At 68.0% G+C, this 18,243-nt stretch carries 15 protein-coding genes; 4 read left to right on the plus strand and 11 right to left on the minus strand.

Annotated features, from left to right (window positions below):
• Positions 1–7: 7 nt before the first annotated feature.
• Complete coding sequence (locus JQX13_RS52110) at positions 8–2,140, minus strand: ATP-dependent helicase (protein WP_203406789.1); 2,133 nt, start codon at positions 2,138–2,140, stop codon at positions 8–10.
• Positions 2,141–2,174: 34 nt separating this feature from the next.
• Between JQX13_RS52110 and JQX13_RS52115 the strand changes: the two genes are divergently transcribed.
• Both JQX13_RS52115 and JQX13_RS52120 read left to right on the plus strand, forming a co-directional pair.
• Positions 2,175–2,777 (plus strand): hypothetical protein, encoded by a 603-nt coding sequence (locus JQX13_RS52115; protein ID WP_203406790.1) that lies wholly within the window; start codon positions 2,175–2,177, stop codon positions 2,775–2,777.
• Positions 2,778–2,788: 11 nt separating this feature from the next.
• Positions 2,789–3,283, plus strand: coding sequence for a caib/baif family protein (locus tag JQX13_RS52120; protein ID WP_239014395.1), 495 nt, complete (start codon positions 2,789–2,791; stop codon positions 3,281–3,283).
• 21 nt (positions 3,284–3,304) lie between these two features.
• Here JQX13_RS52120 and JQX13_RS52125 read toward each other — a convergent pair whose 3' ends face one another.
• The 8 genes from JQX13_RS52125 to JQX13_RS52160 form a co-directional block, all read right to left on the minus strand.
• Positions 3,305–4,492 (minus strand): class I SAM-dependent rRNA methyltransferase, encoded by a 1,188-nt coding sequence (locus JQX13_RS52125; RefSeq protein WP_203406792.1) that lies wholly within the window; start codon positions 4,490–4,492, stop codon positions 3,305–3,307.
• An 8-nt stretch (positions 4,493–4,500) separates the two neighbouring features.
• Complete coding sequence (locus tag JQX13_RS52130) at positions 4,501–5,685, minus strand: metallopeptidase family protein (RefSeq protein WP_203406793.1); 1,185 nt, start codon at positions 5,683–5,685, stop codon at positions 4,501–4,503.
• A 142-nt stretch (positions 5,686–5,827) separates the two neighbouring features.
• Positions 5,828–10,390: a PilC/PilY family type IV pilus protein gene (locus JQX13_RS52135; RefSeq protein ID WP_203406794.1), complete on the minus strand. Its 4,563-nt coding sequence runs from the start codon at positions 10,388–10,390 to the stop codon at positions 5,828–5,830.
• A gap of 11 nt (positions 10,391–10,401) precedes the next feature.
• Complete coding sequence (locus tag JQX13_RS52140) at positions 10,402–10,902, minus strand: hypothetical protein (protein WP_203406795.1); 501 nt, start codon at positions 10,900–10,902, stop codon at positions 10,402–10,404.
• A gap of 6 nt (positions 10,903–10,908) precedes the next feature.
• Positions 10,909–12,105, minus strand: coding sequence for a PilW family protein (locus tag JQX13_RS52145; RefSeq protein ID WP_203406796.1), 1,197 nt, complete (start codon positions 12,103–12,105; stop codon positions 10,909–10,911).
• Between the two features lie 9 nt (positions 12,106–12,114).
• Positions 12,115–12,660 (minus strand): hypothetical protein, encoded by a 546-nt coding sequence (locus tag JQX13_RS52150; protein ID WP_203406797.1) that lies wholly within the window; start codon positions 12,658–12,660, stop codon positions 12,115–12,117.
• A 92-nt stretch (positions 12,661–12,752) separates the two neighbouring features.
• Positions 12,753–13,439 carry a prepilin-type N-terminal cleavage/methylation domain-containing protein gene (locus JQX13_RS52155; protein ID WP_203406798.1) on the minus strand — a complete coding sequence of 229 codons (687 nt, stop codon included), beginning with the start codon at positions 13,437–13,439 and terminating at the stop codon, positions 12,753–12,755.
• 487 nt (positions 13,440–13,926) lie between these two features.
• A complete protein-coding gene (locus JQX13_RS52160) occupies positions 13,927–14,883 on the minus strand; it encodes a hypothetical protein (RefSeq protein WP_203406799.1) in 957 nt (318 codons plus the stop codon).
• A gap of 248 nt (positions 14,884–15,131) precedes the next feature.
• Between JQX13_RS52160 and JQX13_RS52165 the strand changes: the two genes are divergently transcribed.
• Positions 15,132–15,362, plus strand: coding sequence for a hypothetical protein (locus tag JQX13_RS52165; RefSeq protein WP_203406800.1), 231 nt, complete (start codon positions 15,132–15,134; stop codon positions 15,360–15,362).
• Between the two features lie 35 nt (positions 15,363–15,397).
• On the opposite strand, the gene JQX13_RS52170 is transcribed toward JQX13_RS52165, so the two are convergent.
• Entirely contained in the window at positions 15,398–15,655 is a 258-nt protein-coding gene (locus JQX13_RS52170; RefSeq protein WP_203406801.1) for a hypothetical protein, read from the minus strand.
• A 173-nt stretch (positions 15,656–15,828) separates the two neighbouring features.
• Positions 15,829–17,289: a hypothetical protein gene (locus JQX13_RS52175; protein WP_203412645.1), complete on the minus strand. Its 1,461-nt coding sequence runs from the start codon at positions 17,287–17,289 to the stop codon at positions 15,829–15,831.
• A gap of 131 nt (positions 17,290–17,420) precedes the next feature.
• On the opposite strand from JQX13_RS52175, the gene JQX13_RS52180 reads away from it, so the two are divergent.
• Positions 17,421–18,218: a TatD family hydrolase gene (locus JQX13_RS52180; protein ID WP_203406802.1), complete on the plus strand. Its 798-nt coding sequence runs from the start codon at positions 17,421–17,423 to the stop codon at positions 18,216–18,218.
• Positions 18,219–18,243: the final 25 nt, after the last annotated feature.

Raw genomic sequence — 18,243 nt, forward strand, 5'->3', positions numbered from 1 at the left:
ACTGCGTTCAGCGTGCCCCACCCGCCGTTCCGGTGGGGGCGGGAGCCGCTCCCGCCGTCCCCCCAACAGTCGGGGTGGCGGGAGAGGGCGCTCCCCCGCCTGCCCCCTGGGAGGCGGCCTGGGCCTTGAAGCGCTCCTTGAGGTTGGCGAAGAAGTTCTTCTCCTCCGCGGTGGGAGGGCCCTTGCGGGGGGCATCCAGGTCCACCAGCTCCACCAGCTCCGGGGGGATGTCCTCCAGGAAGCGCGAGGGGGTGCGAGGCACCTCCTTCCCCCGCTTCACCCGCATGGCGGACCGGGTGAGGTAGAGGATCTCCTTGGCCCGGGTGATGCCCACGTAGCAGAGCCGGCGCTCCTCCTCGAGGTTCTGCGCCTCGCCCTGCATGCCCTTGTGGGGCATCAGCTCCTCCTCCATGCCGATGAAGAAGACCACCCGGTACTCCAGGCCCTTGGAGGCATGGAGGGTCATCAGGGTGACGGCCTTCTGCCCGCCGGGCACCTCTTCCTCCTCCTGGCGGGTATCGAGGCTGAGCCGGTTCAGGTAGGTGAGCAGGCTGGCCTTGGGGCCCTCGCGCTTCTCGAAGGCCTCCAGGGAGTTGATCACCTGGTCGATGGACTTGAGCTTCCGGTCCGCGCTGGCCTGCGAGGTGGTCAGGGACTTCGCGTCGTCCTTGTAGCCGATCTCCTCCAGCAGCTTGCGCGTCGTCGCCGCCAGGTTGCCCTGCTCGTACGACTGCCGGTAGCGCTCCACGAGTTGGAGGAACTCCTTCACCTTCTCGGCCGCGCCCTTGGGCAGGTCCTCGTACCCCGCGGCGCGCTCCATGGCGCCCCAGAGCGTCACGCTGTCGCGCCGCGCGTGCGCCACCAGCCGCTCCATGGTGACGTCGCCAATGCCCCGCGCCGGCACGTTGATGATGCGCAGGAGCGCCGTCTCGTCCCGAGGGTTGGCGATCAGCTTGAAGTAGGCGATGACGTCCTTCACCTCGCGCCGGTCGAAGAACTCGCTGCCCGACACCACCTCGTAGCGGATGTTCTTCTCTCGCAGCATCTCCTCGATGGGCCGCGACTGGCCGTTGACGCGGTAGAGGATGGAGATTTCATCCGGGGGGATGCCGCCGGCCACGAGCCTGGAGATCTCGCTGGCCACATACCGCGCCTCCTCCTCCTCGGTGGGGGCCGTCACCACCTTGATGCGCGGACCGCCCTTGCGCTCGGACCACATCTGCTTGGCCTTGCGCTCGGGGTTCTTCGCGATGACGGCGTTGGCCGCGTCCAGCACCACCTGGGTGGAGCGGTAGTTCTGCTCCAGCCGCACCTCCTTCGCCCCGGGGAAGTACTGGTCGAAGCTCAGGATGTTGCGCACCTCGGCGCCGCGCCAGCTGTAGATGCACTGGTCGTCGTCGCCCACCACGCACACGTTGCGCGTCTCACCGCTGGCCAGCAGCTTCAGGAGATCCAACTGGGCCTGGTTGGTGTCCTGGAACTCGTCCACCAGGATGTAGCGGAAGCGCTGGGTGTACTTCTGCCGCAGGTCCTCGTGCTCGCGCAGCAGCCGCGACGGGAGGATGAGCAGGTCATCGAAGTCCACCGAGCCCTGCGCCTTGAGCGCGAGTTGGTAGGCCTCGTAGACCATGTGGGCGATGAGATCGTAGTCGTCCCCCATCCCCTCCCCGAGTGGCTCGGGCACCTTGCCGGCGTTCTTCGCCTTGGAGATGAGGTTGAGCACCTTGCGGGGATCGAAGGAGCGATCATCGATGCGCCGCTCCCTCATGGCCCGCCGGATGATGGCCACCTGGTCGCCCTGATCGGCGATGGTGAACTTCTTGGGCCAGCCCAGCCGGTAGATGTCCTCGCGGAGCATCTCCGCGCCAAAGGCATGGAAGGTGCACACCAGCACGTTCTGGGCCCGGGGCCCGGCCATGTGGACCAGGCGCTCCTTCATCTCCGTGGCGGCCTTGTTGGTGAAGGTCACCGCCAGGATGTTGCGGGCCAGCAGCCCACCCGGCCGCTTGTCGAGCAGGTGGACGATACGGTTGGTGATGACACGGGTCTTCCCGCTCCCTGCGCCCGCCAGCACCAGGAGGGGGCCCTCGGTGGTGAGCACGGCTTCGCGCTGCGGGGGGTTGAGCTTCGAGAGGTCCATTGCGCGCGGCCCGGGGATACCCTTTGATTCCCCCGTGCGCGACTATTCTTTTCCGCGGCGGCTCATTCTCCTCGCGCTCGTCGCGAGCACCGCCTGCACCGATGGTGGAAAGAAGACACCGGGTGTCCCGGAGAGTGCCTCCGCGGACACCCTGGCCCCCTTCCCCTGCACGCATTTCGAGGACTTGCGGCGCTTCCTCCCGGAGACGCTGGAGGGCCTCACGCGCGCGGGAGATGGGGGCTCCACCGGCCGCTACGGCGACGTGTCCGTCAGCGAGGCCGAGCGCAGCTTCACTCACGGTGAGGAGCGGGAAGTGAAGGTGCGCATCGTGGACACCACCCTGGGGAAGAAGCTGGGCCAGGCCATCCGCGCCGCGGCCGAGGAGGGCCGGGACCGGGCCCAGAACGATCCCACCGCCCCCATCTTCTGGAAGGACAAGGAGGCGGTGGGCTTCGTACGCTACGACGCGTCCACCGGGCAGGCCGAGGCCAGCCTGCTGGTGGGCAACCGGTACGTGGTCGCGGTGAGCAGTCGAGGGTACCCGGGCACCGTGGAGGTGCGCCGGGTGGCGCGTGACATCGACCTCGAGGGGCTGGCACGGTTGGACCGCGCCCCCGGTGGTGCGGATCATCAATGAAAGGAGCATCCGTGGTGAAGGACAGAGGGTCGCGGGGGAACGCACCGGATGTGCTCGAGCAGGAGGCCCAGGCACGCCAGCAGGTGGCCGGCATGGGCAAGCGCGAGTTCCTCGAGCAGTACCAGCGGCTGGCCAAGCTCTACACGGCGGATCCGGGCAACCCCGGCTCCTACGCGTGCGAGGGCTGCGAGCGGTGCGCCAACTGCATGTTCTGCCGCGACTGCGACAGCTGCTACCAGTGCACCCACTGCACCCGCTGCGAGCTGTGCAACAACTGCACGCACTGCGTGGACTGCAAGCAGTGCCACCAATGCGCCTACTGCGTGCAGAGCGAGAACTGCACCGGCAGCGCCTACCTGGTGCTGTGCCGCAACATGTCCGACAGCAACTACTGCTTCGGCAGCGTGGGCCTCTCCAAGAAGGACTTCCACATCCTCAACGTGCCCTTCTCCCGCTCCGAGTACTTCAAGCAGGTGAAGCGGCTGCGCGAGGAGCTGGGCGTCTGAAACGCCCCACCCCGCCGGGGACTACAGGACTCGGACGAAGAACGCCTTGAGGTACTCGGTCTCCGTCAGGCCACCGAGCACCGGGTGATCCAACCCCGCGCCCCGGCGCTCGAGGATCTGCACAGGCCGCTTCGCGTCCGAGGCGGCCGAGAGCACCATCTCCTCGAAGGCCTCGCGCGAGAGCTTGCCGGAGCACGAGCAGGTGACGAGCAGGCCCTCGGGGCGCAGGCACTTGAGGGCGCGCAGGTTGAGCTCGTGGTAGGCGCGCAGGGCGGTGGCCAGACCCTCGCGCCGCTTGGCCAGCCCCGGAGGATCCACCACCACCGTGTCGAAGCGGCGGCCGGACTCGGAGAAGCGGCGCAGCACGTCGAAGGCGTTGGCGTTCTCCACCGTGACGTGGGAGCGCCCGTTGCGCTCGGCGTTCGCCCGGGCGCGCTCGGCGGCCTTGGCGTCCTGCTCCACCGCCAGCACCGAGTCACAGCTCCGGCTCAGCGCCAGCGCGAAGCCCCCATGGTAGCTGAAGAGATCCAACGCCTCGCCCCGGGCCAGCTCGGAGGCGCGCAGGTGGTTGTCCACCTGGTCCAGGAAGGCGCCCGTCTTCATGTCGCCCAGCAGATCCACCTCGAGGAGGTTCTCCCCCTCGTGGTAGCTGAAGCGGGCCTCGCCCTCGCCGTGCAGCAGTCGCACCTCGCGCGTCAGGCCCTCGAAGTCGCGGCCGGAGGCATCGTCGCGGCACACCACGTGGGTGGCCCCGGTGAGCTCGACGAGGGTGCGCGCCACCCACTCCTTGCGCACGTCCATGCCCTCGGAGAGCGTCTGCAGCGACAGGCCCGCGCCGTAGCGATCCACGAAGAGGCCGGGCAGGAGGTCCGCCTCGCCGTGCACCAGGCGCAGGCCATCGCGGTGACGCAACGGCGCGCGCCGCGCGAGGGACAGCTCCAGGCGGTGGCGCAGCCATGCCTCGTCCACCTTCTCCTCGGTGGGGCCCCTGCGGGTCAACAGCCGCAGCGCCAGCGGCGAGCGCTGCGCGTAGAAGGCCTGGCCCACGGGGTTGCCCTGCGGGTCCACCACCGCCACCACGGCGCCGCGCTCCTGCGTATCGGGCAGCTCCACCAGCTCGGTGCGGTACAGCCAGGGGTGGCCCCGGCGCAGGGCCTTGGCCCCCTTGAGGCTCACGCGGGCGATGGGAAGGGATGGGGAACGGACCATAGGGCGTGTCACTCCAGGCCTCGGGCGGCCAGTTCCTGATCGTCCTCGCCCCGCAGGTGCCCCACCTCGTGGAGCAGCGTCACCTTGATCTGCTCGCGCAGCTCCTCCCGGGAGCGCACGGCGCGGGCGAGGTTGAGTCGGTACAGCACCACCGAGCGGCAGGGCGTCTCCGTGCCGTCGCAGGGCTCCCCCAGCGGCGGGCCACGGAAGAGGCCGAGGATGGCGGGGGACAGGGGCGGATCGCCGGAGAGAAGATCCTCGTCCGCGGGCAGCTCCTCGGCGCGCACCGGCACGCCGGAGAGATCCCTCCGCATGTCCTCGGGGAGGGCCGACACCGCGCGGGCCACCTCCTCGCGGAACTCGGCCTGCGAGGGGGTGGGAGGCACGGGGAAGTCCTCTGGCGAGAGGGCGCGCGCCTTGTCGAAGTGCGTCTGTGCCTGCTTCCACCTGCCCTCGCGCTCCAGCAACAGGCCGAGGTGGTAGTGCGCGTGCGCCCCGCGCTCCTTGTCGTTCACCAGGCCGCTGAAGGCCGCCCGGGCCTCGGCGAAGCGGCACAGCTCGAAGAGGGCCAGGGCCTTCTCGTAGGCGGCCTCGTGATTGTGGGGCTCGCGCGCCAGGACGAGCTGCGCGCGCTGGAGCGCCTCGCTGGCCTGACCCAGATCATTGAGCGCCATGGCGGCCACCAGCGCGAAGCGGGGCAATGACTCCGGCGACACGTCGGCCTGGGAGAGCCCGCGCTCGGCGTAGAGCGCGCCCAGCTCGTCGTACTCGCGGCTGGAGGGTAGCTGTACGGCGTAGAGGTGGGCCGCGCCGAGCAGCGCGTCCGGGTGGCCGGGGTCGATGGCGAGCGCCCGGGCATAGGCCACCTGCGCCTCCGCCGTGCGGTTGAGCGCGGCCAGTGCCTCACCCCGCGCCGCGTGGGCGGCGGCCGAGTCCGGCTCCAGGGCGGAGGCCTGGGCGGCACAGGACAGGGCCTCCGGGAACCTGCCGCTGTCGAGGTAGTCCAGCGCCGCGGCGAGCGGAGCGGCCCCCGCGGCCCGGCAGGTGGGAATCGGCTCGGGCACGGGGACGGCGGCGGGCGCGGGCGCCGAAGTGGCCACGGGGGAGCCCGCATCGGGCACGGCCGGAGCGGACATCCGCTGGCAGGCACCGAGGAGAAGGAGACAGAGGGCGAACGGACCGCGCCGGGACATGGGGAGACGCAGGCTACGGCATCGCCCGCACCACGGGAAGGTGTCAGGTGCCTGCCTGCCCACCCCCCCTGACTGAAAACGACGGGGCCCGTCACCGCCATGTGGCGAGGACGGGCCCCGGAATCACCGCTTCGAACCCTGCCTACATGTCCGAGGGGATGCAGGACTCCCTGCCGCCGTTCTCCTGGTCGTGGCGGCAGGCATGCAGATCGCGCGACACGGGCAGCTCGTAGATGTACTGCAGCACGTCGGTGCCGGATGCCACCTGCGTCTCGGAGGCCTGCTCCCGGTTGGGCCCGGCCTCGAGGAAGACGGTGCTGTACTTCACCTTGCCCGTCTTCGACACCTGGATGGACGTGGAGACATCGGGAGGCGGAGCGATCACCTCACGCTCCTGGTAGCGCGCGAACACGCCCTGCTCGGAGAAGCCCGCCGCGCAGTTGGGCGCACCGGAGATGAAGTCCGCCTGGAAGAGGCGGGCCTTGCTCGTGTACGAGCCGGAGCAGGCCACGGACTTCTTGCCGTTGGCCGGCGGCGCGACGGCGGTCGAGTGCATGGAGTTCCACATCGAGCAGCTCGCCAACAGCGACGAACCGCTGGCCGTCTTGTGCTCCAGACCCTCGTACTCGTAGAACCAACCCGCGTCATCCGAGCGGGCCAACGGCCTCGCCGCGTCGCACGTCTTGCTGCCGCTCGCGCACGAGCACGTGCCGTCGGCCGCGCAGGAGACATCCGTCACGTTGACGAGGTCGCCCGTGCCACGCGCGCCGCCGGTATCCGTCAGCCGCCGCTCGTCGAACTGGGCGGCCATGTTGGACGAGAACTTGTTCGGATCCTCGTCGAAGACGCGGTTCTCGGAGCCGCCGTAGGCCCAGATGCCGAAGAAGCGGTTCCTGCCGAGCGTGGTGTCCGAGGCCGCCGGCTGCTTGAGGTCCAGATCTCCCATGTTCAGCGTGTTGCCCGTCGCCTTCACGCGGCAATCGAAGACGTTCAACGCGTACTGGCCACACTCCACACTGGTGTGGGCGAACTCGTAATCGGCCTTGCCACCGGTGAGCTTGGGGCAGGACTTCACGTCGCGATTCTCGTACGTGGCCTTGATGAAGGACGTGCTGCCCTGCGGGCCACAGTAGTTGAACGAAGACGGGGTCTCCCACGGGGTGTACTTCGTGCTCTTGTAGATGCCGTCGGCCCACTCATTGGTCATCTGCTGGTAGTCCGAGATACCACGCGTCACCTTGTAGTCGACCAGCGTCTGGGAGCACCCGAGCTTGGAGCACGCCTGCGGGTTGTCGTAACGGCAGGAGCCGACTCCATCATCCAGCAGCGAATAGCGGTTGCCCGAGCCCACGAAGGCGCGCAGGGCGTTCGTGTCCGTCTGCAGACCCAGGGAGGTCATGTAGTAGATGGGCGCGCGCCGGGAGATGTCCTCCTCGTCGGAGGGGTTCACATCCTGCCGGTCCATGGAGAAGGAACGCGCACCGCTCCAATTGGTCACCAGGCCCGAGCTGTCCGTGACACCCGGCACGTGGAAGCGCAGCGTCCAGATCTGCCCACCCAGGTCACCCACCACCGCGGTGTCGAAGAAACCATCGAGACGCGGCCTGTCGTTGGAGCCGTAGTCCGCCATGGCCACCGGCGCCACGAAGCCATACTTCAGGTACTCGCGCGGCTTCTCCGCGTCACCCGAGGTCTTCCCCGGCGGCGCGTACTCCCACTTCCACAGCAGGTTGTCACGACGCTTGTCCACCCTGCCGTTCCACACGTCCACCATGTAGATGCCGCGGCCCTTCTCCCCGGCGGGAGACCAGCCACCGGACAGCATCGTCACCCAACGCTCGGCGGAGTACTTCTCCGGCTGCGATGGATCCCGCGCCACGCCATTCGACGCGCCCGCCTCGAGCAGGATGGGCCCGATGGGTGGCGCCTTGGGGCTGAGGCTGAAGAGCGTCTTGCCGAAGCGCTGCGCTTCGTCCGTGCACGGCTGCGGGAACATCCAGCGGAACCTGGGCGCCACCGCCGCCGGCTTCTCGTCCGCGGTCCACTGCAGCTCCAGGGCGAAGTAGTGCGTGCCACCCCGGCCCTCGGCCACCACGGCCACCGTGTGGAACTCGTTGGCGGACTTCATGCCGTTGTTGTCCTCGTCCGCCCAGATGTCGCGGACCATGATGTCACCGTCGACGTAGTAGGCGTGGCCCTGCAGCAGATCCTGCAGCCGCGGCAGCAGGTCCGACGGAATGAAGGCCCACACCTCCCTGCCGGTCGACGTCTTCGGGTCGTACGAGATGTTGCACGAGGTGGAGTCTTGCGAGCCGACCCCGTCGCTGAAGGCGTGCAGCATGCCGTCATTGGCGCCCACGAGGATGAGCCGCTCCCGCATGCCCTGCTTGTGGTGGTAGTAGTCGTACCCATCCACCGGCTTCGGCACGGCGTCCGCCTTGCACGACGAGGGGATGGTGAGGTTCTCGGGCACGAACTCGGTGGCCGGAACGCCGAGCTGCTTCGAGTTGGCGTAGAGCGTACGCGCGCACTGGGTGCTGACACCCATGTCACACAGGAACTTGTCCACCGGCGGGCTCACCACCACGGGCGACGAGTGGAAGATGTCGCCCAGCGCGGACGGCCGGGTGTCCCAGCGCGAATCATCCTTGTCCTCGTCGAACAGGTCCTGTCCGCGCACGTACTGGATGACCAGCGCCGCGCACAGCTTGTCGAACTCGACCTGGGTCGTGGGGTTGGCCACCAACACCGCGCCCACACCCGCGCGGTCGTTCAACAGCGCCGAGGCCTGCGCGGGGGTGTACTCCATCTTGTCCAGGATGTACCCCGGCTTGTAGTTGACGCCGGAGCCGGTGGGGCACAGCGGCGCCCCGCTCACGGCCAGGTACTGACGGAGCTCCTCGAGGTTCTTGAGGTCGAAGCTGACGAGCGCGTCATCCTGATTGAACAGCCCGTCCTTGCCGCCCTTCAACCTGCCGTTGTCGGTCACCGTGTAGATCTTCCGGCTGACGTGCCCGTCCTTCTCGATCTGCTCGCCCGCTTCCCAATACGGCTGGGCGACGTCGCCGAACGTCGTCTTGCCGCCCGACGAGTCGCTGAAGCCCACCACCTTGCGGAACACGCCCTCCTCGTCCTCCGCGACGACGTTCCCATCCTTGTCGGTCAGGAAGACATCCTGGCGGTCCTTGTCGCCGTTCAGGTCCTCGTCCAGGACGAACTCGTTGAACTGCTCGTAGCGGTAGAGCTTGCCCAACCAGCCCTTGTTGCGCGTGGGGAACATGCGCGGGATGACCGCCAGCTGCGACGAGGTCTGCGACTGCAGGCTGTTGACGGCCGCCGAGGAGAAGGCGTTGTTGCGCGCGTTGATGTTGTCCAGGATGTCGAGGATGGCCTGCTTGAGCTCGCTGGTGCTCCGGGCCGGGAAGAACGCGCCACCGCCCAGCCGCGCCGTCTCCTGCAGCAGCTTGCTGGAGGCCACGTCCTCGGAGAAACCGATGGTGTACGTGGCCACGCTCTGCACGCCCTCCTTGTCCGAGCGCAGGTCGTTGTTCCACAGGAACCTGGCCACCTTGTGCAGATGGCTGGAGGTGTTGCAGCCGACGCACTCCGTCGTGTCCTTCGTGATGGCGGTAGGCAGGGTGACCACCTTGCCCTCGTCATAGGGCTCGCCGTCCGTCAGGAGGATGATGGCGTTGAAGCCGCACTCGAAGCAGATACCGTCCGTGTTCGCGAAGTCGTTGTTGTTCGACGGCTTCGCGTGGGAGGGGCCGAAGTAGGTGGTGAAGGGCGTGGGGGACGCCTTGGACTGGAAGTAGTAACCCGCCGCGTAGAGCGCATCCGCGAGCGGCGTGTTGCACGCGTCCCACGCCAGCCCCTTGCCCGAATCACCCCCGTGGTTGGTGAGGGTGTTGAGGACGCTGTTGCGGTTGCTCTCCACCGAGCTGGAGTCCAGCGGGTAGGACTTGTCGCACGTGGGTCCAACGCTCTGGGAGATGCAGAGGCACTGGGCGTTGTAGTTGTTCGACTTCCTGCCCCAGCACGCGTTCGTGTTGGCGGTCTGGAAGCCCATCACCCCGAAGCGCACCTCGCGCAGGTCGCGGATGACGTCGGCCAGCACCTTGACGGCACCGGAGTCACGCGGCGCGTAGAAGTTGAGGAAGTTGCCCTTCACCCGCCGCATCGAGTTGTTCTGGACGTAGTAGCCCCGGGTGTCGAGGCACTGCTGGCAGAGCGACCGGTCCGCCTTGGGCATGGCGCCGCACGCGTCGGCCGGGCTCGTCCACGAGTTGGCGGACGGGGCCCCCTTGAAGTTGTAGCCGTAACCGCCCGCGGGTGCGTCGTAGTACTTGTTCGTGGCGAACCAGTCGTCGGACTGGGTCTTGAGCCCCGTCCACAGGCGTGGGTACGTCTCCTCCTCGTTGTAGCCCAGGTTGTTGATCTGATCGTGCGAGCACCCCTTGCTGGTCGGCCACGTCATCGGCCAGGCGTGCATCGAGCCGGAGGTGTCGATGATGAAGAGGATGTTGGGGGGCCCGCCCGGGCGGGAGAAGAACTTCTCGTCTCCGCCCTGCACCGGGTTCATCAACGAATCCAACCGGGACGTGGTCGGCAGACAGCAGGCCGCCTGATCAATGGCGACTGCGGTATCCGCCCGGAGCACCACCACCAGCAGGGCAACGAGACATAACGTCAGCTTGCGGAACATGGCGCCTTCCCTCACAGGCCGTAACGGAAGAGGAACTCGACCTCGGACTCGCGACCGCTCCCCGAGGGCTCCTCGCACTTGACCACCACCCGGTAGTACTGCCCACCCAGCGTGGTGGAGGTGGGAACGGAATTCTCGATGCCAAAGGCCTGGCGGCCCGCGGCACCCATCGTCACTGCATCCACGGTCTTCACCGTGGCAACCGGGCCATCACCGTAGTGCCCGGTCATCATTCGCGAGCGCGCTTCCGGATCCGGATCATCGATGAGCTTCGTGTCGAGGATCTGCAGCGTCCCCGTCGCCTGGAACAGCGACAGGCGGGACAGGAGGTGGCGGCGCGCCGCCTCCGCGCAGAGGTTGACACGATCACCCCGCAGCTTCTCGGCGGACGCCTCGCGGTTGCGGTTGGTGAACTGGATGGCTCCTCCCACCAACACCATCAGCACGGCGATGGCGATGATGGTGAGCAACAGGGCATTGCCTCGGGGGACCCTGGTCCTCGGCAGCTTCATGATGGGTCAGCCTCCCCACGCGATATCGGCGGGCGAGGTGCCCACCTCGGGATTGAAGGCGGAGCGCGACAGCATGTTCGGCACGCGCACCGTCGTGGTCATGTTGGTCCGGTAGTAGCCATCCGCTGGAGCCCCGGGCTCGTCACCCTCTTCCGAGTCCTCCAGGTCCGCGCGATTGAAGGCACGGCGCCCGCTGGATTCGGGGCGCGTCGAGCGCACGCCGATGGTCACGCGCACGGCCCGGATGTTCGCGGGATGCGCGTTGAAGCGTGCCGGGTCGTCGTAGGCCGTCTGGTACATGGGGGCCGGGAGGACGGACTCATTGGGGATGCGCTCCGTGTCCGCGCTGCCCACGTCACCCAGCACCCAGTTCACGGGCACGGAGGCCTTGTCCACGGGCTCGAGCACGAAGGGCGTGGCCGGCGGCGGCCGGTTCATCACATAGGCCACCTGGAACGACTCCACGTCCGCGGCCAGCGGGACGGCGGTGGCCTCATCCAGCGTGTCGAGCCCCTGGAAGGCCATCAGGAATGGACGGCCCCCCATGTTCATGATGCGGATGCGCAGCTCGTGCAGCATCATGACGTAGGGCGCATTGCTTCCCTCCCGGCGCAGACACCCGGCGTCCGCGCCCACGGAAGAGAGGCCCGCGTCCACATCGAAGTTGCTCGAGCCGCTGGCGCCCTTCGCCAGGCCCTCGCGCCCCCGCAGCACCACGTATTCACTCCCGCCCACGCACGAGACGATGAAGCGCTGGCCCTCGCGGAAGTCCCTGCCGAAGGTGTCCTCGTTCTCGAGCGCCAGACCGTCCTCGTCGTTGTAGGTGCCCCGGCGCAACCACGAGGGATCCCGGTAACGGAAGGCCAGATCATCCGTCACGGCCACGGGGACCCCGGCCCCCAGGTCGACCACGTCGTTGCTCTTCAACCTGCCAGCCAACGGGGCGGGATCGAAGTCGAACGCGAAGCGAGGATCCACCCCGTAGCCGGCCAGACGCAGCCGTTGCTCGATGAAGGTGCTCGCCGTGCGCACCCCCTCCACCGCCACCTTGATGCGCGACTCGGCCTGATACGAGCCCTGCACCGCCGCGACGGTGAACGCCACGCCAAAGAGGATGATGCTGGTGGCGACCGCGCCAACCAGCAGTTCGACCAGCGTGAAGCCGCGCGGCGCGTGAGGCAGGGGGGATTTCGAACGGGGCATGGGGACCACTCAGATTTCGACGTTGGTCGCGTTGCCGAAGGCGCTCGCGTCGTAGAAGCCAATGATCTGACGCACGAAGCGCCGCCGGCCCATCTCCTTCCACGACACGACGATCGCCACCTCATCGATACGGACCTGGGAGACCGCATCCAACCGCGACACCCACACCAGGACGCGACGGAAGCGGCCCGCGTCCGCCTCCGAATAGCCGGGAAGCAGCCTGGCGCCGGGCGCCACGTTCTGCTCGTAGGCATCGAGGTCGAAGATGCACCGGATGTTCCAGTTCTCACCGTCGTCGGGATCCAGGTTCTCCATCCCTCCGGCGAGCGCCTGCACGTCCGCGCCCGGGTTGCAATCGCCAGAGAGCAGGCCCCCGTTTCCCGCCGGCACGCCGATCACCCGATCATGGCCCAGCGAGTCCAGCGCCATGCGGACCTGGGAGGCGATGCCAGAAGCACGGTTGACGTGGTTGGCCATCGCGTTCTGCTCGCTGGCCACCATGATGCCCTGGAACACCCCCACCAGACCGATGAGGAACACCACGGAAGCGACCATTCCTTCGATGAGCGACACCCCACGAGGAGCGGAACCCATACGGCGGAGACGGCGTCGGGAAGCGAGGTCCATGGCAGATCCTCCGGTCGGCATCAGGGGGAGAAGGTCGCCACGTAGGCCGAGGGGCCAGAGATGGCGAAGAGGTACTGGTTCGTGCGGTCCACCGTGCTCAGGGCCAGCGCCTGGTTCGCACCGTCCTTGTGCTCGCCCTGCCCGTCGACGAAACGGGCGCTCCCATCCGCACGGAAGACGATGGCGCCACGCACGGGTGCATCCACCGAACAGAAGCTGCAGGTCTGGACCTTGAGCGCGGCGAAGGGAGGGCCATACTGGCCCTCTTGACCTGGAGTCAGCGCCGCGAAGCGCACCTGCTTGCTGTAGTCCTCCAGGAAGTACGTCGCCGACACGTCCGCCGACGTCTTGTCGATGGGCAGCGCGAAGAGATCGGCGGGCGCACGCACGAACCGGCCATCCGGATCCTCGACCAGGGCGAACGCGCCCTGTCCCGTCGTCGCCAACCGATCCTCGCGGCTGGCCGTCGTGTACACGACGACCCATACCGGATGGCCGCGCGAGCTCGCCTGGGCACGCGCCGTGGTCAGCACTCCCTGTAGATCGAAGGCGACATTCTGCAGCGCTCCACGCCGGCCCATCGCGTCGAAGGCCACCAGGGTCATCGCGATCAGCACGCCCAGGATCGCCACGACCATCATCACCTCGACGAGGGTGAAGCCACCGGCGCGCCGCCCCGGATTCGCTGGATTTACGTGGTCGTTCATTCCACCAACTCTATACGGGAGTGCACAGTACCCGGTCTTACAGAAAAGACAAAGTATTCTCAGACCATCGAACGTCCGGAACCCGACACCGCGCAGGAAGCACGCCGCCCCACCCCGTGAGTCCTCTCGCGGGGAGAGGGTCCCTCACTGCTCCGAGCAGACGCAAACCGGCCCACGACACGCACCCGACCGGACCCGGACCCGACTCCCGCGATGGGAAAATCACAGGAAAACCCGAGCACGTCCATTATCGGGCAGGCCGGCGCCAGGTTGCTTGTGCCCTCACGGACCATCGGATCAGGAATACGTAATGCATTCTGATGACACTGGAATTTCGGGAGGGAGGCGTTCACGCGCGGGACGACCAGCAAACGGCAGGCCGCCTGCCAACCCCCTGAAACGACGAGTGTCGGAGAAATGGCACTGCATGTGTTGCGGCCTGGAACCTCGCAAAATTTGCGAGGCTCGCAAAATGTAGTGGCCGTGCCTACCCGGACAGCTCGGACAGGATTTCCAGGTAGGCGGAACGGGCGCGAGCGGTCTCGCCGGCCTTGAAGCTGATGGCGGCCACCACGGGGTGCCCCCCTCCACCGTAGCGAGAGGCGATGGCGGCCAGGTCATGCCGCCGCTCCTGGGGGCGCCACGGGTTGGAGCCGAGCGACACCTTGGCGCGCGAGGGGCCCTGCCCCACCCAGAGGGTGTAGCGGGCCTCGGGGTAGAGCGCGTAGGCGATGAACTTGTTGAGGCTGTCGACTCCCTCCTCCACGAGATCGAAGGAGACGACGCCCTTGTCGTAGCGGGCCTTGGCGCGCACCAGGTCGATGTGGCGCCGGTGGCGCTCGAGCAGCGGCGCGAGCGGCCCGGAGATGAGGGGAGAGGCGGCGATGGACGCCAGCGACTCGCCCTGCATCCGTTCAATCACCTGGGGGATGAGCGCGGGGTCCTTGTTGGCCTCGAGCACCGTCATGATGCGCAGGGCGGGCTCCTCCAACGCCACGGCCATCTCCGGGTTGGGGAAGAGCGCGCCGTCGATGATCTCCGCCCAGTGCAGGAGGTCCGCCATGGGCGAGGGATCCCACCCGAAGCGCTCGCGCGCCACGTCCGCGAGATAGCAGGTGCAGCTCTTGCGGTGCGGATCATGGAACTTGTGCCCGCTGGTGTCGGCGCGGAAATGGGCCTCGTCACCGGGTTGCTGGAAGGCGGAGACGTGGTGGTCGAACCACCAGGACAGCCGCGGATCCTGGCTGTAGCGGAAGTCGACGATGACGTTCTCGTCCCCGGTGAAGACGGACGGATCGATGGCCGCCCCCCCCGCCTGGTGGGACAAGCCCCGGTAGCTGAAGCGGGCATCCGGCCGGACGCGCTCGCGATAGAAGCGGCTGAAGACCGCCGCGCTCGCGGCCCCGTCGAAGCAACTGTCGTGGAACAGAACCTGGACGTTCATGGGCTGGCCTTACCTGACTCGCGTGTCAGATGTGGACGAAAAGACTCGACGAAACGAGCCACTGTCCCTGGAAGAGTGAACGAAATTTGGAATCCCGCCCCACGGTCCGAGACAAGTGCTGATTGTAAATACCTGATATCCCATGGGGGCGCCCAGGAGGCAGACGGACGGCCCCCTGGCACGCTGCATGCATCTGATTTGGCCGTATCAGTCCATCAACCCCAGAGGTGCGGGTAGGAGGACACACCATGGCCAAGACGGCGACACGCAAGGGCGGTTCGGTCAAGCGGCAGGGACGGCGCGTCATGCCGGCACCGCGGCGGGCCACCCAACGCAAGGCGGCTCCGGCGCTGACGGTGGGGGAGCTCATCGCGGCGGCCTATGACACGGCTGGCGGAGAGCGCCTCGAGGTGCTCAAGCTGGTCACCTCGCCCCAGATGACCCGGGCCCTGGGACGACGCATCGTCCTGGTGCGCTGAGACTCCCCTTCCCGGGTGAGCCCGCTCGGAGGCCCTCAGGGCACGTCCGAGACGGACATGTACTGCTTGTCGGTGGGCTCGCCCGCGAGCAGCTTCGCGAAGTCCTCGGCGTTGTTGGGGTGCACGAGGAAGGTCCCCGCGGGCGTCTCCATGCGCACCGGCTCGGAGCCGCCACGCACGTCTCCCCCGGGGCCACCGCTGCCGGCCAGGGGCTCGGCATCACTGGAGCGCGACGACGAAACGGTCGCACAGCCAACCAGGGCCAGCAGAATGAGCGCGGCGTGGAGCTTCATCCAGAGTCCTCCCAATCGAGAGCGCCCGCGGAGCGGGAAACAGGGGGCGCCTGCGTACGTCGCTTCGCGCCGGGAGGCAAGTCCTCGAACGCGAGGGAGTGTCTACATGGAAACGCCCGCGCCCCGTGACTTCCGGGACGCGGGCGTCAGCCCCTACCGCGCTCTACAGAGGACTACCGGGGCTGCCAGCGAGGACGGTGGTCGTCGCCGAGGTTGGTCTGCACCTTCATCGTATCCGGGGTGAGCACGACAGCCTCCCCGAGGTTCCAATCCGTGGGGTTGATGCGCTTCATGTAGAGCCGCTGTCCCTGCACGTAGGCCACGAAATACCCGTCCGGGGAGACCGCCGGCAGCGTGGCATTGCTCGCCACGAGGATCGGATCGCCCACCACCTGGCCATTCTCGGGATTGGTGCGCTGCAGGTAGACGTTGGGGCCCGCCTGGTCCCCACACTGCGCACCCGGATTGCCGCAGATGATGGCCTGGGCAGTGGTGTCAGCCGGATCGTAATAGAAGGCCCGGACGTAGGTGACGTACGTCCCGTCCGGTGCCCAGTTGTGGGCCGTGATGAACGACTTGACCTCGCCGTCCGTCGCGGGCGTCGGCGCGCTCAGGCTGGCAATGGGGTTGGAGGACGCCCCGGCAGCGGGGAGGGTAAAAAGCTCGTACAGGGGTTGTTCCTCACCCCCCGAGAAGGTGTCGGACCCCTTGCTGGCCAGATAGAGCAGGAAGTCGTTCACCCTGTTGTACTTGGGCTGCTCGCCCGCCTCGCCACCGGGCACCGCCTGGGACTCCGCACCGATCGTCCGGGTCTGCAGACCCAGCCCCTTGGCGCTGTAGGCGAAGGTCTGCGCGTTCTTCCACGACGGGAACCCGCCGTTGGGGGAGAGTTCCTCGACGGCGCCCCCCCCCTCGCCGGGGATGGCGTAGATGCCCGAGATGCTCGTCCCGGCCTTCTTGACCCAGGTGACGCTGGACGACGGCTCCCACTCCAGGTGCCGGAAGTCCTCGGTGCCAGCGGTGCCGGCGGTGGTGAGGGGCGTCTTCGCCCCCGCGGTGCGCGGAATGCTCCGGGAGACGAGCGCCGGATCGCCAGCGGTCTCCTCCTCCACGAATGCCACGGCGGAGCCGTCCGTGTTCCAGCGCGGGAAACGGCTCGGGCCCGCGACCTCGCTGAGCTCGAACGCGGTGGCGCCCGACTCAGCGGACACCGCCACCGCCTCGATGGGGCCAGTCCCACCGTTCAGGGAGGCGGTCACCGCGATGTGGAGCGGCTGGCACGTCCTGCCCCCCCCGGCGCTCTCGCAGCGCAGGCCCGCCATGCACTCCGCGGAGGCGGTGCAGGCCCCACCCTTGTCGACGGTCATCGTCCCGGCATCCGTGCCCGCGTCCGTCTCCGTACCGGCGTCCGTCTCCGTGCCCGCGTCCATCTCCGTGCCCGCGTCCTCGCCGGAGGGAGGTTGGGTTGCCCGCTCCTCGCACTTGTTGGCGATGCAGACCCACTGCAGGCCCTCGGCTGGGGCACCCCTGTCGTTGAGACAATCGAATTGGTCGACGCACTCCTCAGAAGAACAGCCTGTCGCCACCACCATCAGAGCGCCCGCGAGCGCACTGATGACAACACGCTTGGTCATATGGACCCTCCGAAACCGCCGCGTGCGTATAGGCTCGCCCCGAACCACCGGGAGGGGGATTCGGGCACCCACACCGTGCCCGTTGTCGCGGGCTGAACGACGGACGAACGAAGCGCCACCGGACCTTTCCGATGATTGACACCCACTGCCATCTCGACGCACCGCGTTTCGATCCGGACCGCGACGAAGTGCTCACCCGGGCCTGGGCCGCTGGACTGCACGGCATCCTCGTGCCGGGCGTGGGCCCGGAGAACTGGGAGCCGCTGCTGGCCATGTCCCGCGCCGAGCCGCGCCTCCAGGTGGGGCTCGGCATCCACCCGCAGCTGCTCCCGGACATCCCCCCCGAGGAAGACGGGGAACACCTCGAGCGTCTGGACGCGCTCCTCGCTCGAGGGGGTGCCATCGCCGTGGGCGAGTGCGGCCTGGACGGGCCCTCCACCGCGGGGGCTCCCCTGGAGCGGCAGGTGGCGGTGTTGCGGCGGCACCTGGAGCTCGCGCGCAAGCACGGCCTGCCGGTGCTCATGCACTGCTTCCGGGCCCACCCCGCGCTCATCGAGCTCTTCAAGCAGGAGCCCCTGCCCGAGGCCGGCGTGCTCATGCACAGCTACGGAGGGGGCGCGGACCTGGCGCGCTTCTACATCCAGAAGGGCTGCTATTTCTCCTTCGCGGGCCCCGTCACCTGGGCCGAGGCGCGCAAGCCCCTGGACGCCCTGCGCGTCATCCCCCCCGACCGGTTGATGGCCGAGACGGACGCCCCGGACCAGGCCCCCACGCCCCACCGGGGGCAACGCTCGGAGCCCGGCTACCTGCCGCGCATCATCGAGGGCATGGCCCGGGTCCTGGGGGAGCCGGTGGAGGTGCTCGCCCAGCGGACGACCGAGAATGCCCGCCGCCTGTTCCGGGAAGCCTTTCCCACGTCTTCGCGGTAGGGATGCCGTCGCGTTATAGAGGCAA

This window comes from Archangium violaceum (genome assembly GCF_016859125.1).
GTDB classification, from domain to species: Bacteria; Myxococcota; Myxococcia; order Myxococcales; family Myxococcaceae; genus Archangium; species Archangium violaceum_A.